Genomic DNA, 26,977 nt, shown 5'->3' on the forward strand with positions numbered 1-26,977 from the left:
CGGCCGCGTCACGATCGGAGGGCGTGAATGGCATCCTGGCTACTCCGCGCCCAGTGGCCCCATCGTGACGAGTCTGTCGAACACCGCGCACTCCGGGTCGGCCGTACCCTGACCGCGGTCGCTGTCGCGTTCCCCGACGTACACAACTGGACCCAGGACGAACGCTGGGGCTACCACGTACTCGAGGCCGACGGCTCCAACCCGCTCCAAGAGATGGTCGAGGCCACCACCAAGGTCCTCGCGAACGGCTCCAGCACGACGCGCCTGCATCTGCAGAGCACGGGCGAACTGCCCTGGCTGTTCGACCTGTCCATGGGCGGGACGCTCACCACGGTCTCGGATCAGCTCACGCTGCACTGGAGCGACGAGGACGCGCTCGCACAGTCGGAGCGGTTCGCCCAGGTGCTGCGCGCGGTCGTGACGATCTGGGAACCAGAGTGGGCCAGCATCGCCGACACTGAGCTCGCTGCCGCGGCCGGCGTCTTCCGCCGGGGTATCCCGATGATGGGCTGGCTCACGTACGTCCGCGGCATGGTCGCCGGTGCCCATGGCATCGACATCGGACTGACGCCCTTCGAACGCGGCACGCTCCTGCAAGCTCCGGTAGCCCCCGCCGACCTGACCCCGGTCCACATCTGCGCAGCGGCCGCACTGGTCGGTATCGCCCCCGAGGCCTGACCGACCTCCTCAGTGGGGACGGTCGAGCTACTCGGTCACGACGATCTGACGGTCCCACCGCGCCAACTCTGCATCGTTAGGCGCCTCGAACTTGGCGGCCCACTCCTCCAACTCATCCCGACTGATCCGAAAGGTCCCAGCCGGCAACGCCGCATTCCGCGCGTCGAGCCGCTTCCACAGCTCATCCAACGGCAAATCCAGTACGACGATCTGCGTCAGGGCGCCCAGTTCGTGCGCACGATCTCGGAACAGGTCGCGTTCGACCTCGGACCAACAGCCGTAGTCGAGGACAGCGCTCGTACCCAGTACCAACGCGCGGGCAGCGATCCCCCAGAGCAGCTCCGACTCGAGGACCCAGCGCTTGCCGTCCTCCTCGCTCACTCCCAACAGTCCGTCCATCCACTCATCTGGCGTGAACCGGATTGCTTTCAGTTCGTCCTCCAACTGCCGAGCGAGGGTCGTCTTCCCCGCCCCGGGCAGCCCGACGATCAGCGCCATCACCGCTTGTTCCATGCGCAGACCCTACGGAGTGTCCGAAACCTTCAAGACGCCGGATACCGCGGTCCGACACGATGGGCGTATGAAAGCCACAGCCTCAGACCTGACGAGTCTCATGAACGTGGGTCCAGCAGTAGCCCGGTACCTGGAACGTGCGGGTATCACCAAGGTCGACGAGTTGGCCGGCCGCGACCCCGTGGACCTCTACGAAACGATCTGCACCATCGACGGCCAGCGCCTCGACCCGTGTCTCCTGGACACGATCATGTCCGCCACAGACCAGGCGAACGGCAATCCAGGGCGCCCGTGGTGGACCTATACGCCCACACGCAAGAAACTCCTTGCCAACGAGACAGTCCACTGACTCGAAGTGCAAGGAGAAATGTTAAGGGCCACCCCATTGGGGTGGCCCTTAACAGTGTGAATGTCCGGCGGCGTCCTACTCTCCCACGACCTCCCGGTCGCAGTACCATCGGCGCTGTTGGGCTTAACTTCCAGGTTCGGAATGGAGACTGGGTGTTTCCCCGACGCTATGGCCACCGAAACTCTATCAAAATATCAACCAACCACCTGCACAGTCACACAACCCCCGTGTGGGGTTGTGGAGGCTGGGGTTGACCGTATTTCGGGAACCGTACAGTGAACGCGAACATCAATGTTACTTGTAGCGCAGCATGTCAGACTCTGTGACACCCGTTGGGGTGTGTGTGACAAGCCCTCGGCCTATTAGTACCAGTCAGCTCCACATCTTGCGGTGCTTCCACTTCTGGCCTATCAACCCAGTGGTCTACTGGGGGCCTTACCCGGTTAACCCGGTGGGAGACCTCATCTTGAAGCGTGCTTCCCGCTTAGATGCTTTCAGCGGTTATCACTCCCGAACGTAGCCAACCAGCCGTGCTCCTGGCGGAACAACTGGCACACCAGAGGTTCGTCCACCCCGGTCCTCTCGTACTAGGGGCAGCCCTTCTCAAGTCTCCTGCGCGCGCAGCGGATAGGGACCGAACTGTCTCACGACGTTCTAAACCCAGCTCGCGTGCCGCTTTAATGGGCGAACAGCCCAACCCTTGGGACCTACTCCAGCCCCAGGATGCGACGAGCCGACATCGAGGTGCCAAACCATCCCGTCGATATGGACTCTTGGGGAAGATCAGCCTGTTATCCCCGGGGTACCTTTTATCCGTTGAGCGACGGTGCTCCCACATGCCACCGCCGGATCACTAGTTCCGACTTTCGTCCCTGCTCGACATGTCTGTCTCACAGTCAAGCTCCCTTGTGCACTTACACTCGACACCTGATTGCCAACCAGGCTGAGGGAACCTTTGAGCGCCTCCGTTACCTTTTAGGAGGCGACCGCCCCAGTCAAACTACCCACCAGGCACTGTCCCTGATCCGGATAACGGACCAAAGTTAGACAGCCAGAACAACCAGAGTGGTATTTCAACGATGACTCCACCCGAACTGGCGTCCGAGCTTCACAGCCTCCCACCTATCCTACACAAGTTGTACCGACCACCAATACCAAGTTGTAGTAAAGGTCCCGGGGTCTTTCCGTCCTGCTGCGCGTAACGAGCATCTTTACTCGTAATGCAATTTCGCCGAGTCCACGGTTGAGACAGCGCCCAAGTCGTTACGCCATTCGTGCAGGTCGGAACTTACCCGACAAGGAATTTCGCTACCTTAGGATGGTTATAGTTACCACCGCCGTTTACTGGCGCTTAAGTTCAAAGCTTCGCCGGCCGAAACCGACTAACCTGTCCCCTTAACGTTCCAGCACCGGGCAGGCGTCAGTCCGTATACATCGAATTACTTCTTCGCACGGACCTGTGTTTTTAGTAAACAGTCGCTTGGGCCTGGTCTCTGCGGCCATCAACGCTTCGGCAGGAGAACTGCCTAACGCATCCGGCCCCCCTTCTCCCGAAGTTACGGGGGCATTTTGCCGAGTTCCTTAACCATGGTTCACTCGATCGCCTTGGTATTCTCTACCTGATCACCTGTGTCGGTTTGGGGTACGGGCGGCTCTAACACTCACTGCGAAGTTTTTCTCGGCAGCATGGGATCATCCACTTCCCCTAAACGGGTCCGCCTCGGCTCTCAGGCTCTGTGAGACACGGATTTGCCTATGTCTCGCCCTACCACCTTGCCCGCGGATCAGCTTACGCCTACCATCGCCGCGGTTGGACTACCCTCCTGCGTCACTCCTCAATGCACCTACTACCACCTCGGGTCACCAACTCCACCAATCCGTCCGAAGACATCAAGGCTTTGTTGGCTTAGCATCAGCAGGTTCGGTCGGGTCGTGTTAATGCCGGTACGGGAATATCAACCCGTTGTCCATCGACTACGCCTGTCGGCCTCGCCTTAGGTCCCGACTTACCCAGGGCAGATTAGCTTGACCCTGGAACCCTTGATCATCCGGCGGACGGGTTTCTCACCCGTCATTCGCTACTCATGCCTGCATTCTCACTCGTGCAGCATCCACAACTCCATCACTAGGCTGCTTCACACGCTGCACGACGCTCCCCTACCCATCCACACACCTGGACACAAATCAAGTCTGTGCCGGGTACATATGTGAATGCCACAGCTTCGGCGGATTGCTTGAGCCCCGCTACATTGTCGGCGCGGAATCACTTGACCAGTGAGCTATTACGCACTCTTTCAAGGGTGGCTGCTTCTAAGCCAACCTCCTGGTTGTCTGGGCAACTCCACATCCTTTTCCACTTAGCAATCGCTTAGGGGCCTTAGCTGGTGATCTGGGCTGTTTCCCTCTCGACTACGGAGCTTATCCCCCGCAGTCTCACTGCCGCGCTCTCACTTACCGGCATTCGGAGTTTGGCTGATTTCGGTAAGCCGGTAAGCCCCCTAGACCATCCAGTGCTCTACCTCCGGTAAGAAACACGCGACGCTGCACCTATATGCATTTCGGGGAGAACCAGCTATCACGGAGTTTGATTGGCCTTTCACCCCTATCCACAGGTCATCCCCCAGGTTTTCAACCCTGGTGGGTTCGGTCCTCCACGCGGTCTTACCCACGCTTCAACCTGCCCATGGATAGATCACTCCGCTTCGGGTCTAGAGCATGCGACTAAAGCGCCCTATTCAGACTCGCTTTCGCTACGGCTACCCCACACGGGTTAACCTCGCCACACACCACTAACTCGCAGGCTCATTCTTCAAAAGGCACGCCGTCACACATCCACAAGGAACATGCTCCGACGGATTGTAGGCAACCGGTTTCAGGTACTATTTCACTCCCCTCCCGGGGTACTTTTCATCTTTCCCTCACGGTACTAGTCCGCTATCGGTCACCAAGAAGTATTTAGGCTTAGCGGGTGGTCCCGCCAGATTCACACGGGATTTCAAGAGTCCCGTGCTACTTGGGAAAACACTCAAGAGTCACTGTCTTACGCCTACAGGGCTATAACCCACTACGGCTCAACATTCCAGAAGATTCGACTTCAACAGTGATTTATAACTCTCCGGTCTCACGGCATTAAGACCCGAATGCTCCCACAACCCCATATACGCAACGCACGCCGGCTATCACACGCACATGGTTTAGCCTCATCCGCTTTCGCTCGCCACTACTCACGGAATCACTATTGTTTTCTCTTCCTGCGGGTACTGAGATGTTTCACTTCCCCGCGTTCCCTCCAGAACCCTATGTGTTCAGGCACTGGTAACTGGCTTTAGAATGCCAGCTGGGTTTCCCCATTCGGACACCCCCGGATCACAGCTCGGTTGCCAACTCCCCGGGGCTTATCGCAGGCTCCAACGTCCTTCATCGGCTCTTGGTACCAAGACATCCACCGATTGCCCTTAGTAGCTTGTCACCACAAAGAACAAACAAAATTACGCTACAAAAAGATGCTCGCGTCCACTATACAGTTCTCAAAATACGGGCAGTAACCAACCCATCCACACCACCTGTCATGCCAGCATCGAAGCCCAGGGAAACAAAACACCCAAACAACAACACCCACACCAACGGTTTGGTGAGAGCCGGCCCCAGCCACCCACACACCAGAACACTCCAGTGCGATCGTGACCCAGAAAAACCAGTCCCAACCCCCAGACCCTAAAGTCCAGAAAGCCGAGCCCGATTCCTCAGGACCCAACAGCGCGCCTCGGCCATTCACCCCTCATCACTCACGTTCCACGCCTCCCCTCCAGAAGAGGTTCAGCAGTACTAGCTCGATCAGACGAGATCCAGACCTAATGGTCAATGTTCCACATTCCGAAGCACCATCGCCCCAGGACGTTTGCCTGAGAAACGATGAATAGACAGGACACTCATCGAGTGGCCTGCCGAATGCTCCTTAGAAAGGAGGTGATCCAGCCGCACCTTCCGGTACGGCTACCTTGTTACGACTTCGTCCTAATCGCCAGCCCCACCTTCGACGGCTCCCTCCCACAAGGGGTTAGGCCACCGGCTTCGGGTGTTGCCGACTTTCATGACGTGACGGGCGGTGTGTACAAGGCCCGGGAACGTATTCACCGCAGCGTTGCTGATCTGCGATTACTAGCGACTCCGACTTCATGGGGTCGAGTTGCAGACCCCAATCCGAACTGAGACCGGCTTTTTGGGATTCGCTCCACTTTGCAGTTTCGCAGCCCTTTGTACCGGCCATTGTAGCATGCGTGAAGCCCTGGACATAAGGGGCATGATGACTTGACGTCATCCCCACCTTCCTCCGAGTTGACCCCGGCAGTCTCCTATGAGTCCCCACCATAACGTGCTGGCAACATAGGACGAGGGTTGCGCTCGTTGCGGGACTTAACCCAACATCTCACGACACGAGCTGACGACAGCCATGCACCACCTGTATAGGACCCTTACGGACCCCCCATCTCTGGAGGATTTCCCTATATGTCAAACCCAGGTAAGGTTCTTCGCGTTGCATCGAATTAATCCGCATGCTCCGCCGCTTGTGCGGGCCCCCGTCAATTCCTTTGAGTTTTAGCCTTGCGGCCGTACTCCCCAGGCGGGGCGCTTAATGCGTTAGCTGCGGCACGGAGGACGTGGAATGTCCCCCACACCTAGCGCCCAACGTTTACGGCGTGGACTACCAGGGTATCTAATCCTGTTCGCTACCCACGCTTTCGCTCCTCAGCGTCAGGTAAGGCCCAGAGAGCCGCCTTCGCCACCGGTGTTCTTCCTGATATCTGCGCATTCCACCGCTACACCAGGAGTTCCGCTCTCCCCTGCCTACCTCTAGTCTGCCCGTATCGGAAGCAGGCTCGGAGTTAAGCTCCGAGTTTTCACTCCCGACGCGACGAACCGCCTACGAGCCCTTTACGCCCAATAATTCCGGACAACGCTCGGACCCTACGTATTACCGCGGCTGCTGGCACGTAGTTGGCCGGTCCTTCTTCTGCAGGTACCGTCACTCTCGCTTCGTCCCTGCTGAAAGAGGTTTACAACCCGAAGGCCGTCATCCCTCACGCGGCGTTGCTGCGTCAGACTTCCGTCCATTGCGCAATATTCCCCACTGCTGCCTCCCGTAGGAGTCTGGGCCGTGTCTCAGTCCCAGTGTGGCCGGTCGCCCTCTCAGGCCGGCTACCCGTCGAAGCCTTGGTAGGCCATTACCCCACCAACAAGCTGATAGGCCGCGAGCCCATCCCCAACCGCCAGAACTTTCAACCACAAACCATGAAGCCTGTGATGATATTCGGTATTAGACCCCGTTTCCGAGGCTTATCCCAAAGTTGAGGGTAGGTTGCTCACGTGTTACTCACCCGTTCGCCGCTCGTGTACCCCCGAAGGGGCCTTACCGCTCGACTTGCATGTGTTAAGCACGCCGCCAGCGTTCGTCCTGAGCCAGGATCAAACTCTCCGTTGAAAAATATGACAAACCGGAAAACCGGTGAGTCGACACATCGAGTGATCCTTTGAACATCAGAAACAAATCAAACTGACTTGAATCCAGAAAATATTTCAAAGGAATCCGACACAAAACATAGACAACCCACCACCCAAAACTCCGAAGGAGATCCAGGTAGAAGATAAACGCCCATGCCTGTGTACGGGGTTAATGCTAATTTCGGCATTGACTTTCGGCACGCTGTTGAGTTCTCAAGAATCGGACGCACACCGCGCCCGGACTTTTCAGCCAGGACCCCGGGGCAACCTGCAGTACCCTACACGACCAGATCGACCGGGTCAACACCCAATTTTTCTGACCTTCCACCCGCATCCAAGCCACCGCCCCGGGTCAGACGACACGGTTCGGCTCAGCTAGCCTTGGGGGGTTCGGAGCGACCGGCCGCTTTCGCGTCCCGCGCCTCGCTCCAACAAGAAGAACATTACGTGGCTTCCAGGTAGCCGGTCAAATCGGTTCCCGGTGGGCTGAATCACACGGCTGTAATTTGCTCCCGGCAACCCATCTGTGGGAGTGGAGCCGACCTGACGGCCGGCTCCGCCGCGAGACCGTCAGCCTTGTGCCGGAGACGCCAGAACCCCTGCAAAAGAACGCTTCCCGCGCCGCAGGACCAGCACTCCCCCAGGCAGTAGGTCGTCCGTGCCAGGCACGTACTCGGGGTCCTTCACCTTCTCGTTGTTCAGGTACCCACCGCCCTCGGCCACCGTGCGCCGAGCCGCGGACTTGCTGGCGACCAACCCGGACTTCACCAGGAGGTCGCCGTACGTCGGCATCGGTTCGCCGGCGGCTAGTTCGACATGGGGTGCTTCACGCAGTGCCGCCACAAGGGTCGAGCCGTCCAGTGATGCGAGCTCCCCCTGGCCGAAGAGGGCCTTCGACGCCTCCTGCACGCGACGGGTCTCCTCCGGACCATGGACGAGGGTTGTCACCTCTTCCGCGAGTACACGCTGTGCCTCGCGGGCCTGTGGACGTTCAGCTGTCGCTTGCTCGAGCGCGGCGATCTCCTCAGCAGAACGGAACGTGTAGAACCGCACCAGCTGCATCACGTCACGGTCATCGCTGTTGAACCAGAACTGGTAGAACGCGTACGGCGAGGTCAGCTCGGCGTCCAGCCAGACCGACCCGGACTCCGTCTTCCCGAACTTGGTCCCATCGGCCTTGGTCACCAGTGGGGTGGCCAGTGCATGCGCCTTCCCGGAATCAGCACGCCGGATCAGCTCAACACCGGCGGTGAGGTTCCCCCACTGATCACTGCCGCCTGTCTGCAGCGTGCAGTTGTGGCGCCGGTAGAGCTCCAGGTAGTCCAGCGACTGCAGCAGCACGTAACTGAACTCGGTGTAGCTGATCCCCTGCTCCAACCGGGCCTTCACGACCTCCCGGCCGAGCATCCGATTCACCGGGAAGTGCTTGCCGATGTCACGCAGGAAGTCGAGCGTGTTGAGGTCCTTGGTCCAGTCGTAGTTGTTGACGATCCTGGCCGGGTTCGGCAGCGCCTGGTCGAAGTCGATGAACTTCTCCACCTGACTGCGCACTCTCTCGACCCACTGGTGTACGACGTCCTTCGGGTTCAGCACCCGCTCGGACGTCTCCTTCGGGTCACCGATCAGCCCAGTGGCACCACCGACGAGGCCGATGGGGTTGTGGCCGGCCAGCTGGAGCCGTCGCAGCGTCAGCAGCTGCAGCAGGTTCCCCATGTGCAGGCTGGGTGCGGTGGGGTCGAAGCCGACATAGGACGTGATCGGTCCCTCCGCCATGGACGCCCATAGGGCATCCGGGTCGGTGGAGTGGGCGATCAGGCCACGGCTCTCCAGGTCGTCCAGCACCTGGGTGCGGCGTGCGGTCCCGCTGTCGGTCACTTGTCTCTCCTCGAGTACGTCGGTCAGCTACAAGTGTCCTGTACTCACGCCGACGAGCCTCAGGTGGGCTCGGGACGAGTCAGCACCGCACGAAGCTGAGGCCGGAGCGCATGGCCGTCGGGGCCCTGGACTGTGGCAGCCGTCGGCCGCTGTGGGTCGTGAGCACCCGGGTCCGGGTTGGGGACTGGCAGACCGTGGGACAGCACCTGCTCGGCCGGCGTGAGCTGGCGGATGCCGATGGCCCGGACGTGATCCGGGTGGGTCTGCGCAAAGTCGCCGTACAGCTGGGGGTCGTGCTGGCCGTCGTCGCCGATCAGGACCCAGCGGACGTTCGGGAACTCCCGGGCCAGCCGGCGTAGTGCGGTCCGCTTGTGCTCCTGGCCGCTGCGGAACCAGCCGGTGTTGGTCGGGCCCCAGTCCGTCATCAGGAGCGGGCCGTCCGGATACCCGTGCCGGGCCAGGAAGCGGGTCAGGGTGGGAGCCGTGTTCCACGCACCGGTGGACAGGTAGAAGATCGGCGCTCCGGGGTGGTCTGCGAGGAGCTCGTCGTACAGCTCTGCCATCCCTGGTACGACGCGACGCGCCTGCTCGTCGCGGACGAACGTGTTCCACGCGGCGATGAAGGGTCGCGGCAGCATGGTCAGGATGACCGTGTCGTCGATATCGCTGACCAGTCCGAACGTGGCGTCCGGGTCGGGAACGTAGATCCGCGCTCGCGCATGCCGCTCACCGTGTACGCCGAGACTGATCTCGTGCGTCCCCGGTGGCAGCACCACCGGGATGGTGAGGTCGATGAAGCCACCGCGATCAGTGACCGCGTTGAACGTCTGCCCTTCCACCGTGACAGTCACGAGCACCTTGGTCGCGGGCGCCGTCACGAAGACACGCCAGCCGCGGACGACGTGGTCCTCGTCGTACCTGGGCTGGTTGCGCGGGTCGCGTCCGAGTACGACACGGGCCAGCACCCGGACGAACTCCGTGGTGCCGTAACCGACCTGCGGGATGATCCGCTCCTGCCAGCCACGCCGCCGCAGGATCGCCGCTACCCCGATGTTGAACCAGTCCTCGAGACGGGACGCATAGTGCGGACGGGCCATACCGGAAACCTACCCGGACCGAGGTCCCCTACGCCTGCTGCCCCGCGGCGTTGGAACACCTTTACCGACCTCTGCCGGAACTGTCGGCGGGAGTCCGTACCGTCTTCGCATGACCGCTCTCGGAATGTGCTTCCCCCGCACCTACCCCGCCGCCCTCGTCAGGGACGTGGCGCGCCGCCTCGACCAGGGCGGCGCCGACGAACTCTGGATCATCGAGGACTGCTTCTTCACAGCGGGTCCTTCGCTGGTGTCGGCCGCGTTGACGTCAACCGAGCGGCTGAAGGTCGGCCTGGGCATCGTGCCCGCGGTGGCGCGCACCGCGGCGGTGACCGCGATGGAGTTCGCGACGTTGGAGGCGCTCGGGCCGGGCCGGTTCATCCCGGGCATCGGGCACGGAGTGCAGGAGTGGATGGGCCAGATGGGCGTCAAGCCCAAGTCGCCGCTCACCACACTCGAAGAGGTCACCACAACCGTCACGCGGCTGCTCGCCGGCGAGAACGTGAACTTCGAGGGCAAGGCCGTCTACCTCAAGGACGTGAAGCTGGACGCCCCGCCGGCGGAGCCGCCGAAGATCCTGCTCGGGGTGATGGGACCGAAGTCGATGGCGCTCGCCGGGCGGGTCGCGGGAGGCGTCGTACTCGCGGAGCCCGCAACGCCGGCGTACGTGCGTCAGTCGGTCGAGCTGGCCGGGTCACCGGAGGGGTTCGTGGTCGCGGTCTTCACGGCGATGTGTGTCCGGGGTGACCGCAAGGCGGCGTACGAGTGGACCGCGCCGTGGCTGGGGTGGCGGATCAACGACAACCACCCCGGTGTGACGGCCTTGCCGTTCTTCGACGACTTAAAGAAGTTGTTCGAGCAGTCCGGTGTCGAGGGGCTGGTGGGGATGCCGGTCGACTGGTGGACGCAGATCGGGGCGATCGGGACGCTGGACGACGCGGCCGCCCACATCGAGGCACTGGAGGCAGCTGGGGTCGATCACATCGGGCTGTTCCCGGACCCCGAGGTCGAGCACGGACTTCCGCAGCTCGACTACGTGCTGGAGCTGGCCCAGAGCCGGAGTTAGGAGCGACGCTTCGGGACGTGCGGGCGGTACGGCGAGACTGTCGGGTCATCGGGGATCCAGAAGCGCCACGGCCAGTCGGCGGCCTCGCGGAGACCGACCCGGGGTCCGGTGGACGGCTCGCCACCGAAGCCTGGACCGGGGAGGAGCTGGATCGGCGAGCCCTTGGCCAGCAGGTCGGTGCCGTTGCCGTCCCGCCCGATGCCGAGGGCAACACACAGGCGGGCCGGGCCGCGCGCCAGATCGCGATCCGGGTCGGCCTTTGCCCGCTTCACGACCGGTCCCGATCTGACCTGGTTGAAGACGGTCTTCTGAGGGGTGTCGGGTTGACCTCGGCGGAGACGCGCCAGCTCGACACCCTCGATGACTTCCCCGGCCCGGAGGAGGACCGCCGATGGACGCGAGGCGGGCCCGACCACCACGTTCATGCAGTAGTGCATGCCGTAGGTGAAGTACACGTACAAGAAGCCGGGCGGGCCGAACATGACCGCGTTGCGCGGAGTCTCGCCGCGATAGGCGTGCGAGCCCGGGTCGTTCGGGCCGTCGTACGCCTCGACCTCTGTGAGGCGGACGGCTACCGTGCCCTCGTTGGTGGTGCTGCGCACGACCATGCCGAGCAGGCTCGGAGCCACCTCGAGGACGGGACCCGCGAGAACCGAGCGACGCACAGGCATGCGCAGCACCCTAAGCGAACAGTCAGGCGAAGGTGGCGGCCCGGGTACGCAGTTCGGCCAGTTGCTCCGTCACCTGGTTCACCGCCGTACCGCCGCGGGTGTTCCGCGACGCCAGCGAGCCCTCGACCGTGAGCACCGTGCGGACCTCCGGAGTGAGGTACGGCGAGATCGCCGCCAGGTCCTCGTCCGTGAGGTCCCACAGCTCGATGCCGCGCTTCTCGCACTCCTGAACGCACGCGCCGGCCAGCTCATGCGCGACCCGGAACGGGACCTTCTGCCGCACCAGCCACTCGGCGATGTCCGTCGCGAGCGAGAAGCCCTGCGGAGCCAGCTCCTCCAGCCGCGCGGTGTTGAAACGCAGCGTCCGGATCATCCCCGTGAACGCGGGGAGCAGGACCTCGAGCGTGTCGATGGAGTCGAAGACCGGCTCCTTGTCCTCCTGCAGGTCCCGGTTGTACGCCAGCGGCTGCGCCTTCAGCGTCGCGAGCAGGCCGCTCAGGTTGCCGATCAGCCGGCCGGCCTTGCCGCGGGCGAGCTCGGCGATATCCGGGTTCTTCTTCTGCGGCATGATGCTCGACCCGGTCGAGAACGCGTCGTCCAGCTCGACGAACCCGAACTCCTTCGTCGCCCAGATGATCACCTCCTCGGCCTGCCGGGACAGGTCGATCCCGATCTGCGCGGTGACGAACGCGAACTCCGCCACGAAGTCACGCGACGCCGTCCCGTCGATCGAGTTTGCCGAGGAGTTGGTGAAGCCGAGCTCGGTTGCCACGAACTGCGGGTCGAGCCCGAGCGAGCTGCCGGCCAACGCACCCGATCCGTACGGCGAGTCCGCGGCGACGCGGGCGTCCCAGTCGGCGAGGCGGTCGAGATCACGGATGAGCGGCCAGGCGTGCGCGAGCAGATGATGCGAGAGCAGCACCGGCTGCGCGTGTTGCAGGTGGGTCCGGCCCGGCATCGCGACGCCGAGGTGCTTCTCGGCCTGCTCGGCGAGCGTGTTCACCTGCTCCAACACCAACTTGCTGATGATCCGGCCGTGCTCACGCAGGTAGCCCTTGAACAGCGTGGCGACCTGGTCGTTCCGGGACCGTCCGGCCCGCAGCCGGCCACCCAGCTCGGCGCCGAGCAGTTCGAGCAGACCGCGCTCCAGTGAGGTGTGTACGTCCTCGTCCTCGAGCGCCGGCAGGAAACGTCCGGCCAGGACGTCGTCCAGCAACTGGTCGAGCCCGGCGAGCATCTTGGTCAGATCCTCGTCCGTCAGCAGCCCCGCGCGGTGCAGCACCTTGGCGTGCGCCTTCGACCCAGCGATGTCGTACGGCGCCAGTCGCCAGTCGAACTGTGTCGACTTGCTCAGCGCCGCCAGTGCATCCGCCGGCCCGCCCGCGAACCGGCCGCCCCACAGGGCAGCCTTGTCTCCCGTACTCATGTGTCTCAGTTCCTTACTTGTGTTCGGAGCGGGCGGCCAGCGACAGGAAGCGGGTAGCCAGGTCGGGGCCGCCGGTGGGGTTGCGCGACACGACCATGACGGTGTCGTCGCCGGCGATGGTGCCGAGTACGTCGTCCAGTCCCACGTGGTCGATCGCCGACGCGAAGTACTGGGCCGCACCCGGCGGGGTTCGCAGGATCACCAGGTTCGCACTGCCCTCGGCACTCACCAGCAGTTCGGAGGCCACCCGGGCCAGCCGGGCCTCGAACGCCGCGGCCTCACCGGCTCGGGGTGTTCGGTCGCCGCCTTCCCCAGGTACGGCGTACACGAGCTGGCCGGACGAATCACGAACCTTCACCGCACCGATCTCGACCAGGTCCCGGGACAACGTCGCCTGGCCGACGACGAGCCCGGAGGCTGCGAGCAGGTCGGCCAGCTCGGTCTGGGAGCGCACCGGCTGCCGACCGAGCAGGTCGACGATCCGTTGCTGCCGCGCGGTCTTCGTGGTCGGTACGGCGATGGTCATCCGCTGAAACTCCTTGCCAACAGCCACGACAGCAGCGCCTTCTGCGCATGCAGCCGGTTCTCCGCCTCGTCCCAGACGACCGACTGCGGGCCGTCGATCACGGCCGCGTCGATCTCCTTGCCACGATACGCGGGCAGGCAGTGCAGCACGATCGCGTCCGAATTCGCCTTCGACATCAGTTGCTCGGTCACCGCATACGGAACGAACGGTGCCTCTCGCAACGTTGCCTCGGCCTCCTGTCCCATCGACACCCAGGTGTCGGTGGCAACGACATCCGCACCGTCGACAGCTTCCAACGGGTCCGCGGTCCAGGCAACCGAGCCACCGTTCTCGCCCGCGATCTCCACGGCCCGGGCCAGGATGGCGGCATCCGGCTGATACTCCGCCGGCGAGCTGATCACAACGTGCATCCCGGCAGTCGCACCACCGAGCAGGTAGGAGTGCGCCATGTTGTTGGCGCCGTCGCCCAGGTAGACGAGCTTCAGCCCAGCTGTCGATCCCTTGTGCTGCCGCACCGTGAGCAGGTCGGCGAGGATCTGGCACGGGTGGAACTCGTCGGTCAGCGCATTGATCACCGGCACCTTCGACGCGCCGGCCATCTCGTCGATCCGGGTCTGCCCGGCGGTCCGCCACACAATGGCCGCGACCTGCCGGTCCAGCACCCGCGCGGTGTCGGCGATCGGCTCGCCACGGCCCATCTGCGAGGTCTGGGCGTCGATGATCAGCGCTGATCCGCCCAGCTCGGCAATACCGACCGCGAACGAGATCCGGGTCCGGGTCGACGTCTTGTCGAAGATCACCGCGACCGATTTCGGCCCGGCCAGTGGCTGATGCCCATGCCGGTCCGTCGCCAGCTGCGCGGCCAGGGTGAGGACCTCGTCCTGCTCGACCGGGCTCAGGTCGTCGTCCCGGAGGAAGTGTCTGACAGTCATCCCGCCTCCACCTGGTCCAGCAGCCCCGGGAGGGCCGCGACGAAACTATCGGCATCAGCCTTGCTCAGGATGAACGGCGGCGCCAGCCGCAACGCGTCCGGAACGGGATTGTTGATCACGAACCCCGCCTCCAGCGCGAGCGCGGTGACCTGATCCGACACCGGCTGGGTCAGCTCGATCCCCAGCAACAGCCCGCGACCACGCACACCGGCGATCAGCGGGTGATCGAGCGCGATGATCGACGAGGCGAGGTGGTTGCCAACAGCATTCACCTGGGCGAGCAGCCCGTCCCGCTCGATCACGGTCAGTACGGCGAGGCCCGCGATCGATGCGACCGGGTTGCCGCCGAACGTCGTACCGTGGTTCCCCGGCTGGAGCAGTTCCGCGGCAGCGCCCAGCCCGATGCAGGCGCCGATCGGGATGCCCGCGCCGAGGCCCTTGGCCACAGTCACGATGTCCGGCGTGATCCCCTCGACCTCGTAGGCGAACCAGGTCCCGGTCCGCCCGATCCCGGTCTGGATCTCGTCGATCCACAGCAGGGCGTCGTGCTCCTGGGTGATCCGCCGCGCCGCCTGCAGGTAGCCGGTCGGCGGTACGACGACGCCGTTCTCCCCCTGGATCGGCTCGAGTACGACGGCCGCTGTCTCGTCATCGACGGCCGCGGCCAGCGCATCGGCATCGCCGTACGGGACGAACGTGACGTCGCCCGGCAGTGGCGCGAAGGTCTCCCGGTACGCCGGCTTCCACGTCACCGCGAGGGCACCCATCGACCGGCCGTGGAAGGCGCCGATGGTGGAGACGATCTTGGTCCGGCCGGTCCGGCGGGTGATCTTGAAGGCGGCCTCGTTGGCCTCGGTGCCCGAGTTGGTGAAGAACACTCGGCCAGTGTCACGGCCCGGAGCATCGAAAAGACCGAGCAACTTCTCGGCCAGCGCGATCTGGGGTGCCGAGGCAAAGAAGTTCGAGACGTGACCAAGGGTGGCGAGCTGCGACGTCACCGCGGAGACCACGAACGGGTGCGCGTGGCCGAGGCAGTTCACCGCGAGTCCGCCGAGCAGATCGAGGTACTTGTTGCCGTCGGCATCCCACAGGTACGCGCCCTCGCCGCGGACCAGCACGCGCTTCGGTGCCCCGAAGGTGTTCATCAACGCGCTCGAGTACCGAGAAGTCAGCGCGGCCTGCGTGCCGTCGACGGTCAGCAGTTCGGTCATGACGGGATCACCTGGGTTCCACTTCCGGCGTCGGTGAAGATCTCGAGCAACAGCGAGTGCGGCACGCGCCCGTCGATGACGGTCGCCCGGGAAACGCCCGACTGGACCGCGCGCAGGCAGGCCTCCATCTTCGGCACCATCCCGGACGCGAGCGACGGCAGCAGTTCGGCCAGCTCGGTCGCGTCGATCTGCGTGATGATCTCGTCGCTGTCCGGCCAGTTCCGGTACAACCCGGCCACGTCGGTCAGGACGACGAGCTTCTCGGCGCCGAGGGCAACCGCCAGTGCGGCGGCCGCGGTGTCGGCGTTGACGTTGTGCGCCTGACCGTCCTCGTCCGGCGCGATCGTCGACACCACCGGGATCCGGCCGGCGTCGATCAGGTCGATCACTGCCTCCGGCCGGACCTCGACCACGTCACCGACCAGACCGATGTCGACGGCCTCCCCGTCGACCAGCGCCGTACGGCGCTCTGCGGTGAACAGCCCGGCATCCTCACCAGACATGCCGACCGCGAACGGACCGTGGGCGTTGAGCAGGCCGACGAGTTCGCGGCCGACCTTGCCGACCAGGACCATGCCGACGACGTCCATCGCCTCCGGGGTGGTGACCCGCAGGCCGCCGCGGAACTCGCTGTCGATACCGAGCCGGCTGAGCATGTCGCTGATCTGCGGTCCGCCGCCGTGTACGACGACGACCCGGACCCCGGCGTACCGGAGGAACACGATGTCGGAGGCGAACGCCTGCTTGAGCTTGTCGTCGACCATCGCGTTGCCGCCGTACTTCACGACGACCGTCTTGCCGTGGAACTCCTTCAGCCAAGGCAGCGCTTCGGTCAGGACCGCGGCCTTCTCGACCGCGTCGGCGTGACTGTTCATGACGAGTACGCCGAGTTCTCTTCGACGTAGGCGTGGGACAGGTCGGTGGTGAGGACCGTGGCCGACGCCGGACCGGCGTGCAGGTCGATCAATACGTCGATCTCGAGGCCACTGAGATCCGCCTCGGAGCGGTCGACGCCCTTGCCACCGGCAACACAGATCGGCGCCCCGTTCAACGTGATGTCGAGCAACGCCGGGTCGAACGCGGTGGGCGCGTTCCCGACCGCCATCGCGATCCGTCCCCAGTTCGGGTCGGAGGCGAAGAACGCGGTCTTGCAAAGGTTGTCCTCGGCAACAATGCGAGCGGCGGCGAGCGCCTCGGCCTCGGTGGCCGCGCCCTTCACCGTGACGCTGACGTGCTTGGTGACGCCCTCGGCGTCGGCCTGCAACTGCTTCACCAGGTCAGCAGCCAGCACGGTCAGAGCGGCCTCGAACGCCTCAGGCGTAACGGTGACACCGGAGGCACCCGAGCTGAGCAGGAGCACCGTGTCGTTGGTCGACGTACCGCCGTCGACGTCGAGGCGGTTGAACGTCTTGCCGACCGCGTTCCGCAGCGCGTGGTCGAGGTGCGGCTGGTCGAGCACGGCGTCGGTGGTGATGACGCTGAGCATCGTCGCCATGTTCGGCGCGCACATCCCGGCGCCCTTGGCGAACCCGCCGATGCTCCAGCCGTCCGCACTCTTCAACACCGCTTGCTTCGGTACGTTGTCGGTCGTCATGACCGCGGTTGCGGCGGCCAGGCCGTGCTCGGGCGTGTCGCCCAGTGCATCCACAGCGGCATCAATACCTGGGATGAGCGCGGACATCGGCAGGCGCTCACCGATCAGGCCGGTCGAGCAGACCCCGATCTCGGCCGCGCCGACACCGAGCACCTCGGCCAGCTTCTCGGCGGTCTTGTGGGTGTCCTGGAATCCTTCGGGTCCGGTGCAGGCGTTCGCGCCGCCGGAGTTGAGCACGACGGCCTTCAGCACGCCCGCGGACAGGACCTGCTGGGACCACAGCACGGGCGCGGCCTTGACCTTGTTGGTGGTGAAGACGCCGGCGGCAACCTTCTGCGGACCGTCGTTGACGACCACGGTGAGGTCCGGCGTACCGGCCGGTTTGATCCCGGCGATCACTCCGGCCGCGCGGAAGCCGGCCGGCGCGGTGACCCCGGCGCTCCGATCGACTTGAGCGTCTGGGGTGACAGCTACGGTCACGGGGCTACTCCAATGAGGGGCAGGGCCAGGGTCTCGTCGAGACCAACGGCCAGGTTCATGCACTGCACGGCGCCGCCGGCAGTGCCCTTGGTGAGGTTGTCCATCGCGGCCACGACGACGGCGCGGCCGGTGCGCTGGTCGAGCGCGACCTGCAGTTGCACGGTGTTCGCGCCGAGCGTGGCCTGCGTCTGCGGCCACTGTCCTTCGGGCAGCACGAATACGAACGGTTCGTTGCGGTAGGCGTCTTCATAGGCCTGCCGGAGGGCTGCCAGGTCGGTGCCCTCGGCAATCGGTGCGCTGCAGGTCGCGAGGATGCCGCGCGCCATCGGTACGAGCACCGGGGTGAACGAGACGCTCGCCGGCTGATCGGCGTACGGCGAAAGGTTCTGCTCGATCTCCGGGGTGTGGCGATGTACCCCGCCCACGCCGTACGCGGAGGCGGAGCCCATCACCTCCGCGCCGAGCAGGTGTGCCTTCGGCGCCTTCCCCGCACCCGACGTACCGCTGACCGCGACCACCACCAGTTGGCCGGGATCAACGAGACCTCTCTGTACGGCGGGCAGCAGGGCGAGCGTGGAGACGGTCGGGTAACACCCTGGTACGGCGACCCGATGCGAACCGCGGAGCTTGTCCCGCTGGCCGGGAAGCTCCGGGAGCCCGTACGGCCAGGAGCCCGCGTGCTGACCGCCGTAGAACTCGGTCCAGGTTTCGGCCTCGGTCAGCCGGAAGTCCGCGCCGCAGTCGATCACGGTGACGTCCTCGCCGAGCTGCTCGGCGATTCCGGCGGACTGTCCGTGCGGGAGGGCCAGGAACACGACGTCGTGACCGGCGAGATTCTCCGCCGTAGTCTCGACGAGGGTCCGGTGCGCCAGCGGCACGAGGTGTGGATGGTGGACGCCGAGTTGGGTACCGGCGTTGCCCCCGGCGCTCAGCGCGCCGATCTCGACGTCCGGGTGGGTGCTCAGCAGTCGAAGCAGCTCACCACCCGCATATCCGCTGGCTCCAGCGACAGCCACCTTCACACTCATATGAATGAGTATGCCGCATATCGGAAGAATATCCAAGCGTCGGAGGCGGCAGCGAGCGGGAAACTCCCGACGTGACCTAGCTCATGTCACACCGCACCATCCACCGCGTGTCCGGGAGGGGACGACGAACCTGGAGGTGCGTGGGATGGCTCGGATTGCGCTGGAGCATCGACGGAACTGGTTTGTGCGGGTGGCCGAATGGGGCAGCCGGCGGAAGTACGGGAAGGTCGTGGAACCGGGGCAGGTGGCGCTGCACAACCGCCGGGTGCTCGTGTCGACCCTCCTCCTCGAGGGGTCCGCGAGCAAGTGGAACAAGCTCGACCCGACCCTCAAGGCGCTCGCCGTGATGGTGGTGTCCGCCGAGATTGGATGTAGTTGGTGTATCGACTTCGGGTACTGGGAGTTTCATCACCAGGGTGTTGATCCGGTGAAGCTGCGAGATGTGCCAGGGTGGCGGGACAGTGACACCTACACGGATCTGGAGCGCGCGGTGATGAACTACGCCGAGGCGATGACGGTGACTCCGCCGACGGTGACGGATGAGCAGGTCGAGCGGCTGCGTCAGGACCTGACCGATGAGCAGCTGGTCGAGCTCACCGCGATGGTCTCGCTGGAGAACTACCGCTCCCGGACCAACGCCGCCCTCGGTCTGACCAGCCAAGGGTTCAAGGAGTACTGCGAGCTGCGCCCGGTCAAGGGGCCGGTGAAATGACGGAAGAAGAGCTGGCCCGGGAGTTCGCCGAACACCGCGCCGTTCTGGTCGGAGCGGCGTACCGGGTCGTCGGCAGCGTGACCGACGCGGAGGACGTGGTCCAGGAGGCGTGGCTGCGGTGGACCGGCGTGGACCACGACGAGATCCGGGACGTGCGCGCGTACCTGATCCGCATCACCACCCGCCTGGCCCTCAATCGGTTGCGCGAGCAGAAGGCCCGGCGCGAGCAGTACGTCGGTCCCTGGCTGCCCGAGCCGATCACCCCGACCTCGGCGTCGAACGACGACCCCGCAGCCGCGGTGGAACTCGCGGACTCGGTCAGCATGGCGATGCTCGTCGTACTCGAGACGCTCTCGCCGCTCGAGCGCGCCACGTTCGTCCTGCGTGAGGTCTTCGATCTTCCGTACGACGAGATCGCGGACACCCTCGGCCGGTCCGAATCCGCGGTCCGGCAGCTCGCTCACCGGGCCCGTGAGCACGTGCATGCGCGACAGCCGCGGCACCACGTCGACAAGGCGCGGCACAACGAGCTCACCATACGGTTCATGGCGGCGGCCGGATCGGGCAACTTCGACGAAGTGGTTTCACTGCTCGCGCCGGACGCCGTACTGATCAGCGATGGCGGCGGCAAGAAGCGGGCCGCGCTACGTCCGATCCACGGACCGGAGAAGATCGCCCGCTGGATGTTCGCCGTGATGGCGGACAACCCGCAGTTCGAGATCAAGATGGCCAGGCTGAACGACGACATCGCGTTCATCGCGTACTTCGAGGACGAGCCGGACACGGTCGCGTTCCTGGAGTCCACCGACGGACTGATCACCGAGCTCTACCTGATCCGCAACCCGGACAAGCTGGGGACCGTCCCGGCGAAACACGACCTGGCGCCGTAAGCTATCTGCAACTCAGTCGCAGATGGAGGTGCCGTGAAGTATCTGGTGGTGGAACCGGAAGAGGCGTTGGACCCGAGTGTCCGGGCGGACCTGCTGGACACGTGGATCGCGGCCACCGATGCCGGCGGGGCGGTCGGGTTCACGGCACCGGCGCCGGTTGAACGGATCGCGGACACACTCGACGAGGCGCTCGGCCGGGTCGCGGCGGGTGTGGATCTGCTCGGGGTCCTGCACACCGGCGAGCGGTACGCCGGGATGGGTCTGCTCGTCGATCGTGGGAGTGCTCTGCAGGCGCACTGGCGGACGGTGTTGCGGGTGATGGTCCATCCGGATCATCAGGGCAGCGGTGCCGGCCGGCTGCTGATGGAGGGTTTGCGTGGCTCGGCCGTGGACCTCGGTCTGGAGCAGCTCGAGCTCACGATCCGCGGCGGTCTCGGGCTCGAGAAGTTCTACGGGCCGCTCGGTTACCGGGTCGTCGGCAACCATCCACGCGCGGTCCGAGTCGCACCGGACGACTACCGCGACGAGATCATGCTGGTCCTGGACCTCTAACGACGGCTCCCTGCCGGGAGTGCGCAATAGCTCGTTCAGCGACGACTGCGGGAGAGGGCGGCGAGTGTCGCCCCCAGCGCGGTGAGCAGACTGCCCAGGGTCAGCAGGATGGCAGGCGGTCCGCCGGTCGGTGGGAGTTCGGCTCGGTTCACCGACCGGACCTCCTCCACCGCCCGCTCCCCCACGGTGAACCTCACCGGCGCGGTGACCGCAGCGCCGGTGGTGTCACGTCGCTCATAGGTGAGCTTGGCCGATCCGGTGAAGCCGGCCGCCGGCGTGAGAGTGATCGTCCCGTCGCTCGCAACCGACCAATTGCCTGCGGCATCGGCAAAGCGTTTGCCACACGTAGCCGGCCCAGTCCGGAGACACACCGAACTCGGAGTGATCGCGCCACTGTCGTTGAGCAACGGATTCACTGCCACCGCGTTCCCCGGCGTCCCAGTCGCCGTGTCCGGCACGGCCTTGGCCAGCAGCGGACCCGCCACAGTCACATCGAGGAGCGCCGTGTTCGACGTCCCGTTGGCATCGGTGACCCGATACGCCAGCGATCGCGTCGTACCAATGAAGTCCGTGGCCGGGGTGAAGGTGACGACACCGCCCGCGCCGACCGTGAAGGCACCCTCGTCCGGCACAGTCACCGACTTCTTGTCCCGACCGTCCGCCGGATCCCGCAGTACGACGGAATCCGGCACGAGCGGCGCGGATGCGTCACCAGGCTTGTCGTTGCCCAACACCTTGACGACAACCGCGGTGCCATACGCAGTACTGGCGCTGTCGTCGACCGTAGCCGGACGAACCGGCAGCACGGCCACCGTGATGGTCGCGCGGGCCGAGTTGCGGTTGCTGTCCTTCACCTCGTACGCCGCCGGCCGCGCAGTACCCGTGAATGTCGCCACCGGACTGAACGTGACCTTGCCCTTGGCAACGACGTACTCGCCCTGCCCGGCGATCGTGACCTGGTCGACCAGCGCACCATCAGGACCAACCAGCAAGACCGAGGCGGGATCGAGGGTCGCACCCGGCCCGGGCTTGTCGTTGCCGAGCGGGTTGATCGTCACCGGCACGTGCTGCTTCGTCCGAGCCGCGTCCGGAGTGGCGACCGGTCGAGCCTGCACGGTGACGGTCAGCGTGGCCGTGCCCGTCGTACCGTTGCGATCGGCAACCTCATAGTCGACCGGCGTCGCGGACCCGACGAACCCGTCCGACGGCACGAACCGGATCCCCCCGGTCGGCTGGACCGTGTACGTCCCCTCACCCGCAACCGACAGCGCCTGCACCGGATCCCCGGTCGCCGGATCCGTCAGTCGGACTACACCAAGTGGCGCGCTCGCGTCGCCCGGCTGGTCGTTCGCCAGCACCGCAACCGTGACCGCAGTCTCGTACGGCGTCGTCGCCTTGTCGTCCGCGACTGCCGGACTGACCGGAGCTACCGTCGCCGCGAGGATCGACGTGGCCGTGTTCCCGGTGGTGTCGGTGACCCGGTAGGCGATCGAGACCACCCCGCGGTACGCCGGTTCCGGGTCGAAGGTGACCTTCCCCGACGCGGTATTCACCGTGAACACGCCCTGGCCCGGGATGACCGCGGTCCGGGCCCAACCACGTGCGGGCGTGGCGAACGACTGCACCGTGGTCGCGCCGAACACCTGAACCGTGGTCCGGTCGAGGTCAGCGCCCGTCCCCGGCTCGTCGTTCACCAGCGGATCCACGGTCGCTGTGACGTTCTGCTTCGTGGTCGCGGTGTCGGCGACCGCCGACGGTCCCTTGCCGACGGTCAGCAGGAGCAATCCCTCCGCCGTCGTCCCGTTGTCGTCGGTGATCCGGTACGTCGCCGGCGTCGTCACACCCTGGAAGCCCTTGACCGGGGTGAACGTGATGGTCCCGTCCTCGCCAGCGAGGTACGTACCTTCCTTGGCGAGCGTGATGCTCTTGCGGTAACCACCGGCCGGATCTTTGAGCACCAGACTCGACGCGATCAGCGGTGCGCTCGGATCGCCGGGCTTGTCATTGCCGAGCACGTTGACGGTGATCGCATGGTCGTGCGGCGTGATCGCCGAATCGTCCACGGTCACCGGCCAGATCGGTGTCACCGTCATGCTCAGGGTCGACGCTGAGAAGTTCCCGTTCGAGTCGGCGACGCGGTAGTTGATCGCGAGCGCCCGACCCCGGAAGGCCGGCACGGGATCGAAGACGACCGCACCGCTCGGCTGCACGGTGTACGTGCCCTGGTTGGCGACGGTCACTTTCTTCACATATCCCGCGGTCCGCGCCGCCGGATCCAGCAGGCCCACAGAGGAAGCGTCCAACCGAGCGTCGGTGCCCGGGCTGTCGTTGGACAGCAGGTTCACCGAAACGGTGACGTCCTGCAGCGTCGACGCGGTGTCGGCGACGGCCGTCGGTGGCTGGCCGACGGTGATCGACACCGTTGCCGTGGTCAGCGTTCCGTTGCTGTCGGCCACTTGATAGGTGAGCGACGTACCCGGTCCGCGGAAGGTCGCGCCCGGATCGAACGTGACCACTCCCCCGGCTGCCGTATAGACCCCCTCGTTCGGGATCGTCACCGTTGCCTTCAGCAACCCATCACTCGGGTCGGTGAGCAGCAAACTGCCCGGCACCAGTGGTGCGGACGGATCGTCGGCCTTGTCGTTCGCCAGCACCTTGACCGCGACGACCTTGTCGTACGGCGTCCTCGCGGTGTCGTCGACCGCCACCGGGGTGACTGGCGTGATTGAGACCGAGATGGTCGACCGAGTCGCCTGGTCGAACCAGTCCGTGACCCGGTAGGTCAGCTTGGTCGCCGTACCCGTGAAGCCTGGCAGCGGGTCAACGGTGACGGTGCCGTCCGGATTCACCCGGTAGGCGGCCTGGCCCGGGATCTTCACCAGCTTCTTCAGCGAACCATCGGCCGGGTCGAGAATCGCCAGGCTGAGCGGATCGAGTCCGGTGCCCTCGCCCGCGGTGTCGTTGGCGAGCGGATCGATCCGCAGCGGGACGTTCTGCTTGCCGGTGGCAACGTCGGGCTTGGCGGCCGGAGCCGCCGGCTTCGCGATCGTCACGGTCAGGATCGCACTGGCCAACGTGCCATTCACATCGGAGACGCGGTAGGCGATCGGCGACGCGACGCCGGTGAACGACGGCACCGGATCGACCGTCACCTTCCCCTCCGCCGTCACCTTGTACGTCGCCTCGCCGTCGACGACGACCGTGGTCTTCGGCTGCTTCGTCTTCGGATCGAGCAGCCGGACACTGCCCGGCACCAACGACACCGCCGGATCGCCGGCCTCGTCGTTCGCCAGGACCGACACGGTGACCGTCGTGTCGTACGCCGTACTCGCGACGTCGTCCGAAGCATCCGGCTGGACCTTAGTCACGTGCACGGTCAGCGTCGACGTCCCGATCGCACCATTGCCGTCAGCAACCTGATAGCCGACCGGGGTCGCCGCTCCACTGAAGACCGGGAGCGGGTCGAACACGATCTTGCCGTCCGGCTTCACCGTGTACTTACCCTGCCCGGCCACCACCAGACTTGTCCCGACCTCTGCGCTGCCCGGCGCGATCAGTCGCACACTGTCCGGCTTCAGCGCCGATCCGGTCGGGCCTTCCTTGTCGTTGTCCAGTACGGCGACCACCACCGAACCGCCCTGCAATGTCGTGATCGTGTCCGGGTTGGCGACGGGCGGACCGGGAGCGTCGACGGACACCGTGAGACCGGCCCGCGCCGGCGTACCGTTCTTGTCCAGCACCTGGTAGGTCAGCGTCGTACCGACACCTTGGAAGCCGTGCACCGGTTGGAACGTCACCTTGCCGGCAGCAACCAGGTAGTTGCCCTGTCGCGCGATGGCTACCTTGTCGACGAGTTTGTGACTGATCGGGTCGACGAGCCGCAGGCTGGTGGGATCGAGCGGTGCATCCGGCGAGCCCGGCAGGTCGTTGTCCAGCACGGGTACGGCGATATTCGTGTCGAAGGCCGTCGAGACGGAATCCCCGGTGGCTGTGGGCTGCACCGGCGTGACCGTCACGACCAGCGTCGACTCGGCGTTCTGGTGGGTGGAGTCGGTGACGCGGTAGCCGATCGACGTGCCGACGCCGGTGAACTGCGGGACCGGGACGAAGTCCACGCCGCCGTCCGGCTTGACGGCGTACTGGCCCTCACCGGTGATGACCACCTTCTTCTTGAAGGTCGCATCGGCGGGATCGCGGAGCACGACGCTCCCCGGGACGAACTTCACTCCGGGGGCCGCGCGGTCGTTGAGCAACGCCTTCACGGCGATGCTGACGTTCTGCGGGGTGAGCGCGGTGTCCGGGGTGGCGACGGGCTTGGAAGGTAACGCGACGGTGAGGGTCAGCTTCGCGGTCGCGGTCGTCCCGTTGCTGTCGGCAACGCGGTAGGTGACCGGTTTACCGGGGCCGACGAAACCTGGGACCGGTTCGACCCGGATCTTCCCGGCCTGGGCGACGTACTTGGACTCACCCACGACGTTCACCATCACGACGCAGTCGTTGCCGTCGACCAGGCACAAGGTGCTGGGTTTGAGTGGCGTGTCCGAAGCGCCCGGCTTGTCGTTGCCAAGGACATCGACGATGACTGGGGTGTTGAAGGCCGTCGCCGCGCTGTCGTTGACCAGGATCGGCGGAGGCGGCGGCGTGATCGTCACCGGGTAGTCCTCGACCTCACCGGCGTCGCTCGGACCCGTCGGCTTCTCCACCTGGGCTTCGGTGTAGCCGACCCGCACTCGCGCGTACGACGCTCCTGCCTTCGGACTGAGCTCGGTCCAGTTGAGCGTGACCGCACCCTGACCGGCGGCGAAGTTGGTGCACGATCGTTCGGCCGGCTCGAAGGCGCCGTCGAGATCGAGGTCGATCCAGGCACACGCCCGACCAGGTTTGGATGCTCCGGTCAGCGAAAGCTCGGCAGTGTAGGTCGTCGTGTTGGTGCGGAGCGGCTTGAAGACGACCCCGTCGTCGGCCTGATCGGCGGTCGTCGGGCCGGTGGTGCCATTGGCAACGGTCGCGTTGTCCTCGGTCGCATCCTTGCCGAGCCGTACGTCGCTGAGCACCGACCAGGCGGCGCCGTACTTCGTAGGTGCGTCACCGAAGTCTTCGCCGGTGGACGCGAGGATGGAGAACACGTCACCGGAGGACGTGGTGTTGAAGGCCGGGAGCTTCGCGTGCTTGGTGAAGAAGGCGGTGAGGTCGAAGGTGACCTTGGTGACCACACCGTTGACGCGGACCGAGCCGCAGGCGGCGCTCGCGGTGGCGTCGAGGCCGATGCCGGTCTTGGCGTTGACGCAGTTCGGGCCGGCGTCGTGATTGGCGGCGGTGATCGTGTCGCTGGTGACGGCGAGATTGTTGCCTTGACCGACCTTCGTCAGGCTCAGTCCGGCCGTGGTGAGTTTGAGGATCGAGTGCAGTTCGGACTGGGCACTCGGCGTACCGCTGACGGTTTGGACAGCTGCGCCGCCGATGCCCGCGAGGTGGAGGACCGGGTTGCGCACCGGTTGGCTGAACGCGATCGTCACCGTGCCGCGGTCGCCGCAACTGCCGATCGAGGCGCAGGTGCCGGTGTTCACGACCACGTCCTGCGCAGGCGTGGTCCGCGAGATCGCGGGCTGATAGGTCGTCGGCCCTGTCCCACGGATCCCGGCGGTGGTCGCGTCACTCAACTCGGTCTGGCCGGTGACGGTGATCGTCTGCTTCAGCTCGGTCTCCGGCATGACCGCGGTCGCCGAGTCGCCGGTACTGAAGGGAGTCGCGGGGACCTCGTACGCCGTCGCCCGGACGGAGCCGAGTGCCAGCAGGCCGAGCACCACAACGATGGCCGCGCCCGGTCGTGTCGCCCGCATTCCTGCCGCCCTCCCGAGCAATCACGTCGCCGCATGTTTCG

The 26,977-nt window shown here is 65.2% G+C and carries 18 protein-coding genes and 3 rRNA genes; 6 read left to right on the top strand and 15 right to left on the bottom strand.

Features of this window, described 5'->3' with window-relative positions; all coding sequences use genetic code 11:
- Positions 1 to 27 precede the first annotated feature (27 nt).
- A complete protein-coding gene (locus AB0L70_RS18715) occupies positions 28 to 678 on the top strand; it encodes a hypothetical protein (protein WP_363685567.1) in 651 nt (216 codons plus the stop codon).
- A 27-nt stretch (positions 679 to 705) separates the two neighbouring features.
- Here the strand turns inward: AB0L70_RS18715 and AB0L70_RS18720 are convergent, their stop codons facing one another.
- Entirely contained in the window at positions 706 to 1,191 is a 486-nt protein-coding gene (locus AB0L70_RS18720; RefSeq protein ID WP_363685569.1) for an AAA family ATPase, read from the bottom strand.
- Between the two features lie 67 nt (positions 1,192 to 1,258).
- On the opposite strand from AB0L70_RS18720, the gene AB0L70_RS18725 reads away from it, so the two are divergent.
- Positions 1,259 to 1,540, top strand: coding sequence for a helix-hairpin-helix domain-containing protein (locus tag AB0L70_RS18725; RefSeq protein WP_363685571.1), 282 nt, complete (start codon positions 1,259 to 1,261; stop codon positions 1,538 to 1,540).
- Between the two features lie 62 nt (positions 1,541 to 1,602).
- Here AB0L70_RS18725 and rrf read toward each other — a convergent pair.
- From rrf to AB0L70_RS18750, 5 genes are all read right to left on the bottom strand, one after another.
- Positions 1,603 to 1,720: ribosomal RNA gene (gene rrf, locus AB0L70_RS18730) — 5S ribosomal RNA — on the bottom strand.
- Between the two features lie 162 nt (positions 1,721 to 1,882).
- A 23S ribosomal RNA gene (locus AB0L70_RS18735) occupies positions 1,883 to 5,009 on the bottom strand.
- Between the two features lie 490 nt (positions 5,010 to 5,499).
- Positions 5,500 to 7,019, bottom strand: a 16S ribosomal RNA gene (locus AB0L70_RS18740).
- Together the 16S, 23S and 5S rRNA genes form the textbook arrangement of a ribosomal RNA operon.
- A gap of 590 nt (positions 7,020 to 7,609) precedes the next feature.
- Positions 7,610 to 8,914 (bottom strand): tyrosine--tRNA ligase, encoded by a 1,305-nt coding sequence (gene tyrS, locus AB0L70_RS18745; protein WP_363685573.1) that lies wholly within the window; start codon positions 8,912 to 8,914, stop codon positions 7,610 to 7,612.
- A 59-nt stretch (positions 8,915 to 8,973) separates the two neighbouring features.
- Positions 8,974 to 10,011, bottom strand: a complete 1,038-nt coding sequence (locus AB0L70_RS18750) for a phosphatase domain-containing protein (RefSeq protein WP_363685575.1) — start codon at positions 10,009 to 10,011, stop codon at positions 8,974 to 8,976.
- A gap of 109 nt (positions 10,012 to 10,120) precedes the next feature.
- On the opposite strand from AB0L70_RS18750, the gene AB0L70_RS18755 reads away from it, so the two are divergent.
- Positions 10,121 to 11,074 (top strand): LLM class flavin-dependent oxidoreductase, encoded by a 954-nt coding sequence (locus AB0L70_RS18755; protein WP_363685577.1) that lies wholly within the window; start codon positions 10,121 to 10,123, stop codon positions 11,072 to 11,074.
- Here the strand turns inward: AB0L70_RS18755 and AB0L70_RS18760 are convergent.
- Genes AB0L70_RS18760 through argC form a run of 8 tightly spaced genes read right to left on the bottom strand, consistent with a single transcriptional unit; the run spans position 11,071 to position 18,942 of the window.
- Positions 11,071 to 11,745 carry a DNA-3-methyladenine glycosylase gene (locus AB0L70_RS18760; protein WP_363685579.1) on the bottom strand — a complete coding sequence of 225 codons (675 nt, stop codon included), beginning with the start codon at positions 11,743 to 11,745 and terminating at the stop codon, positions 11,071 to 11,073. The two genes, AB0L70_RS18755 and AB0L70_RS18760, sit on opposite strands and share 4 nt — an antisense overlap.
- Positions 11,746 to 11,767: 22 nt before the next feature.
- Entirely contained in the window at positions 11,768 to 13,171 is a 1,404-nt protein-coding gene (gene argH, locus AB0L70_RS18765; RefSeq protein WP_363685581.1) for an argininosuccinate lyase, read from the bottom strand.
- Positions 13,172 to 13,184: 13 nt separating this feature from the next.
- Entirely contained in the window at positions 13,185 to 13,697 is a 513-nt protein-coding gene (locus tag AB0L70_RS18770) for an arginine repressor (RefSeq protein ID WP_363685583.1), read from the bottom strand.
- The gene (gene argF, locus AB0L70_RS18775) at positions 13,694 to 14,629 is read right to left on the bottom strand and encodes an ornithine carbamoyltransferase (protein WP_363685585.1); all 936 of its coding nucleotides are present in this window, start codon (positions 14,627 to 14,629) and stop codon (positions 13,694 to 13,696) included. Before argF ends, AB0L70_RS18770 begins: the two co-directional genes overlap by 4 nt.
- Positions 14,626 to 15,840: an acetylornithine transaminase gene (locus AB0L70_RS18780; RefSeq protein WP_363685587.1), complete on the bottom strand. Its 1,215-nt coding sequence runs from the start codon at positions 15,838 to 15,840 to the stop codon at positions 14,626 to 14,628. Before AB0L70_RS18780 ends, argF begins: the two co-directional genes overlap by 4 nt.
- On the bottom strand, positions 15,837 to 16,715 hold the full coding sequence (argB, locus tag AB0L70_RS18785) for an acetylglutamate kinase (protein WP_363685590.1): 879 nt from the start codon (positions 16,713 to 16,715) through the stop codon (positions 15,837 to 15,839). Before argB ends, AB0L70_RS18780 begins: the two co-directional genes overlap by 4 nt.
- Entirely contained in the window at positions 16,712 to 17,914 is a 1,203-nt protein-coding gene (gene argJ / locus AB0L70_RS18790) for a bifunctional glutamate N-acetyltransferase/amino-acid acetyltransferase ArgJ (RefSeq protein ID WP_363685592.1), read from the bottom strand. Before argJ ends, argB begins: the two co-directional genes overlap by 4 nt.
- Positions 17,911 to 18,942 (bottom strand): N-acetyl-gamma-glutamyl-phosphate reductase, encoded by a 1,032-nt coding sequence (argC, locus tag AB0L70_RS18795; RefSeq protein ID WP_363685594.1) that lies wholly within the window; start codon positions 18,940 to 18,942, stop codon positions 17,911 to 17,913. The genes argJ and argC overlap by 4 nt, the downstream gene beginning before the upstream one ends.
- 145 nt (positions 18,943 to 19,087) lie before the next feature.
- Between argC and AB0L70_RS18800 the strand changes: the two genes are divergently transcribed.
- The 3 genes from AB0L70_RS18800 to AB0L70_RS18810 are packed head-to-tail and all read left to right on the top strand — an operon-like array spanning position 19,088 to position 21,096.
- Positions 19,088 to 19,654 (top strand): carboxymuconolactone decarboxylase family protein, encoded by a 567-nt coding sequence (locus AB0L70_RS18800; protein ID WP_363685596.1) that lies wholly within the window; start codon positions 19,088 to 19,090, stop codon positions 19,652 to 19,654.
- Positions 19,651 to 20,544 (top strand): RNA polymerase sigma-70 factor, encoded by an 894-nt coding sequence (locus tag AB0L70_RS18805; RefSeq protein WP_363685598.1) that lies wholly within the window; start codon positions 19,651 to 19,653, stop codon positions 20,542 to 20,544. The genes AB0L70_RS18800 and AB0L70_RS18805 overlap by 4 nt, the downstream gene beginning before the upstream one ends.
- A gap of 33 nt (positions 20,545 to 20,577) precedes the next feature.
- Positions 20,578 to 21,096, top strand: coding sequence for a GNAT family N-acetyltransferase (locus tag AB0L70_RS18810; RefSeq protein ID WP_363685600.1), 519 nt, complete (start codon positions 20,578 to 20,580; stop codon positions 21,094 to 21,096).
- Positions 21,097 to 21,131: 35 nt separating this feature from the next.
- Here AB0L70_RS18810 and AB0L70_RS18815 read toward each other — a convergent pair whose 3' ends face one another.
- Positions 21,132 to 26,936 (bottom strand): tandem-95 repeat protein, encoded by a 5,805-nt coding sequence (locus AB0L70_RS18815; RefSeq protein ID WP_363685602.1) that lies wholly within the window; start codon positions 26,934 to 26,936, stop codon positions 21,132 to 21,134.
- Positions 26,937 to 26,977 lie beyond the last annotated feature (41 nt).

It is taken from the genome of Kribbella sp. NPDC051952 (genome assembly GCF_040680855.1).
Taxonomy (GTDB): domain Bacteria; phylum Actinomycetota; class Actinomycetes; order Propionibacteriales; family Kribbellaceae; genus Kribbella.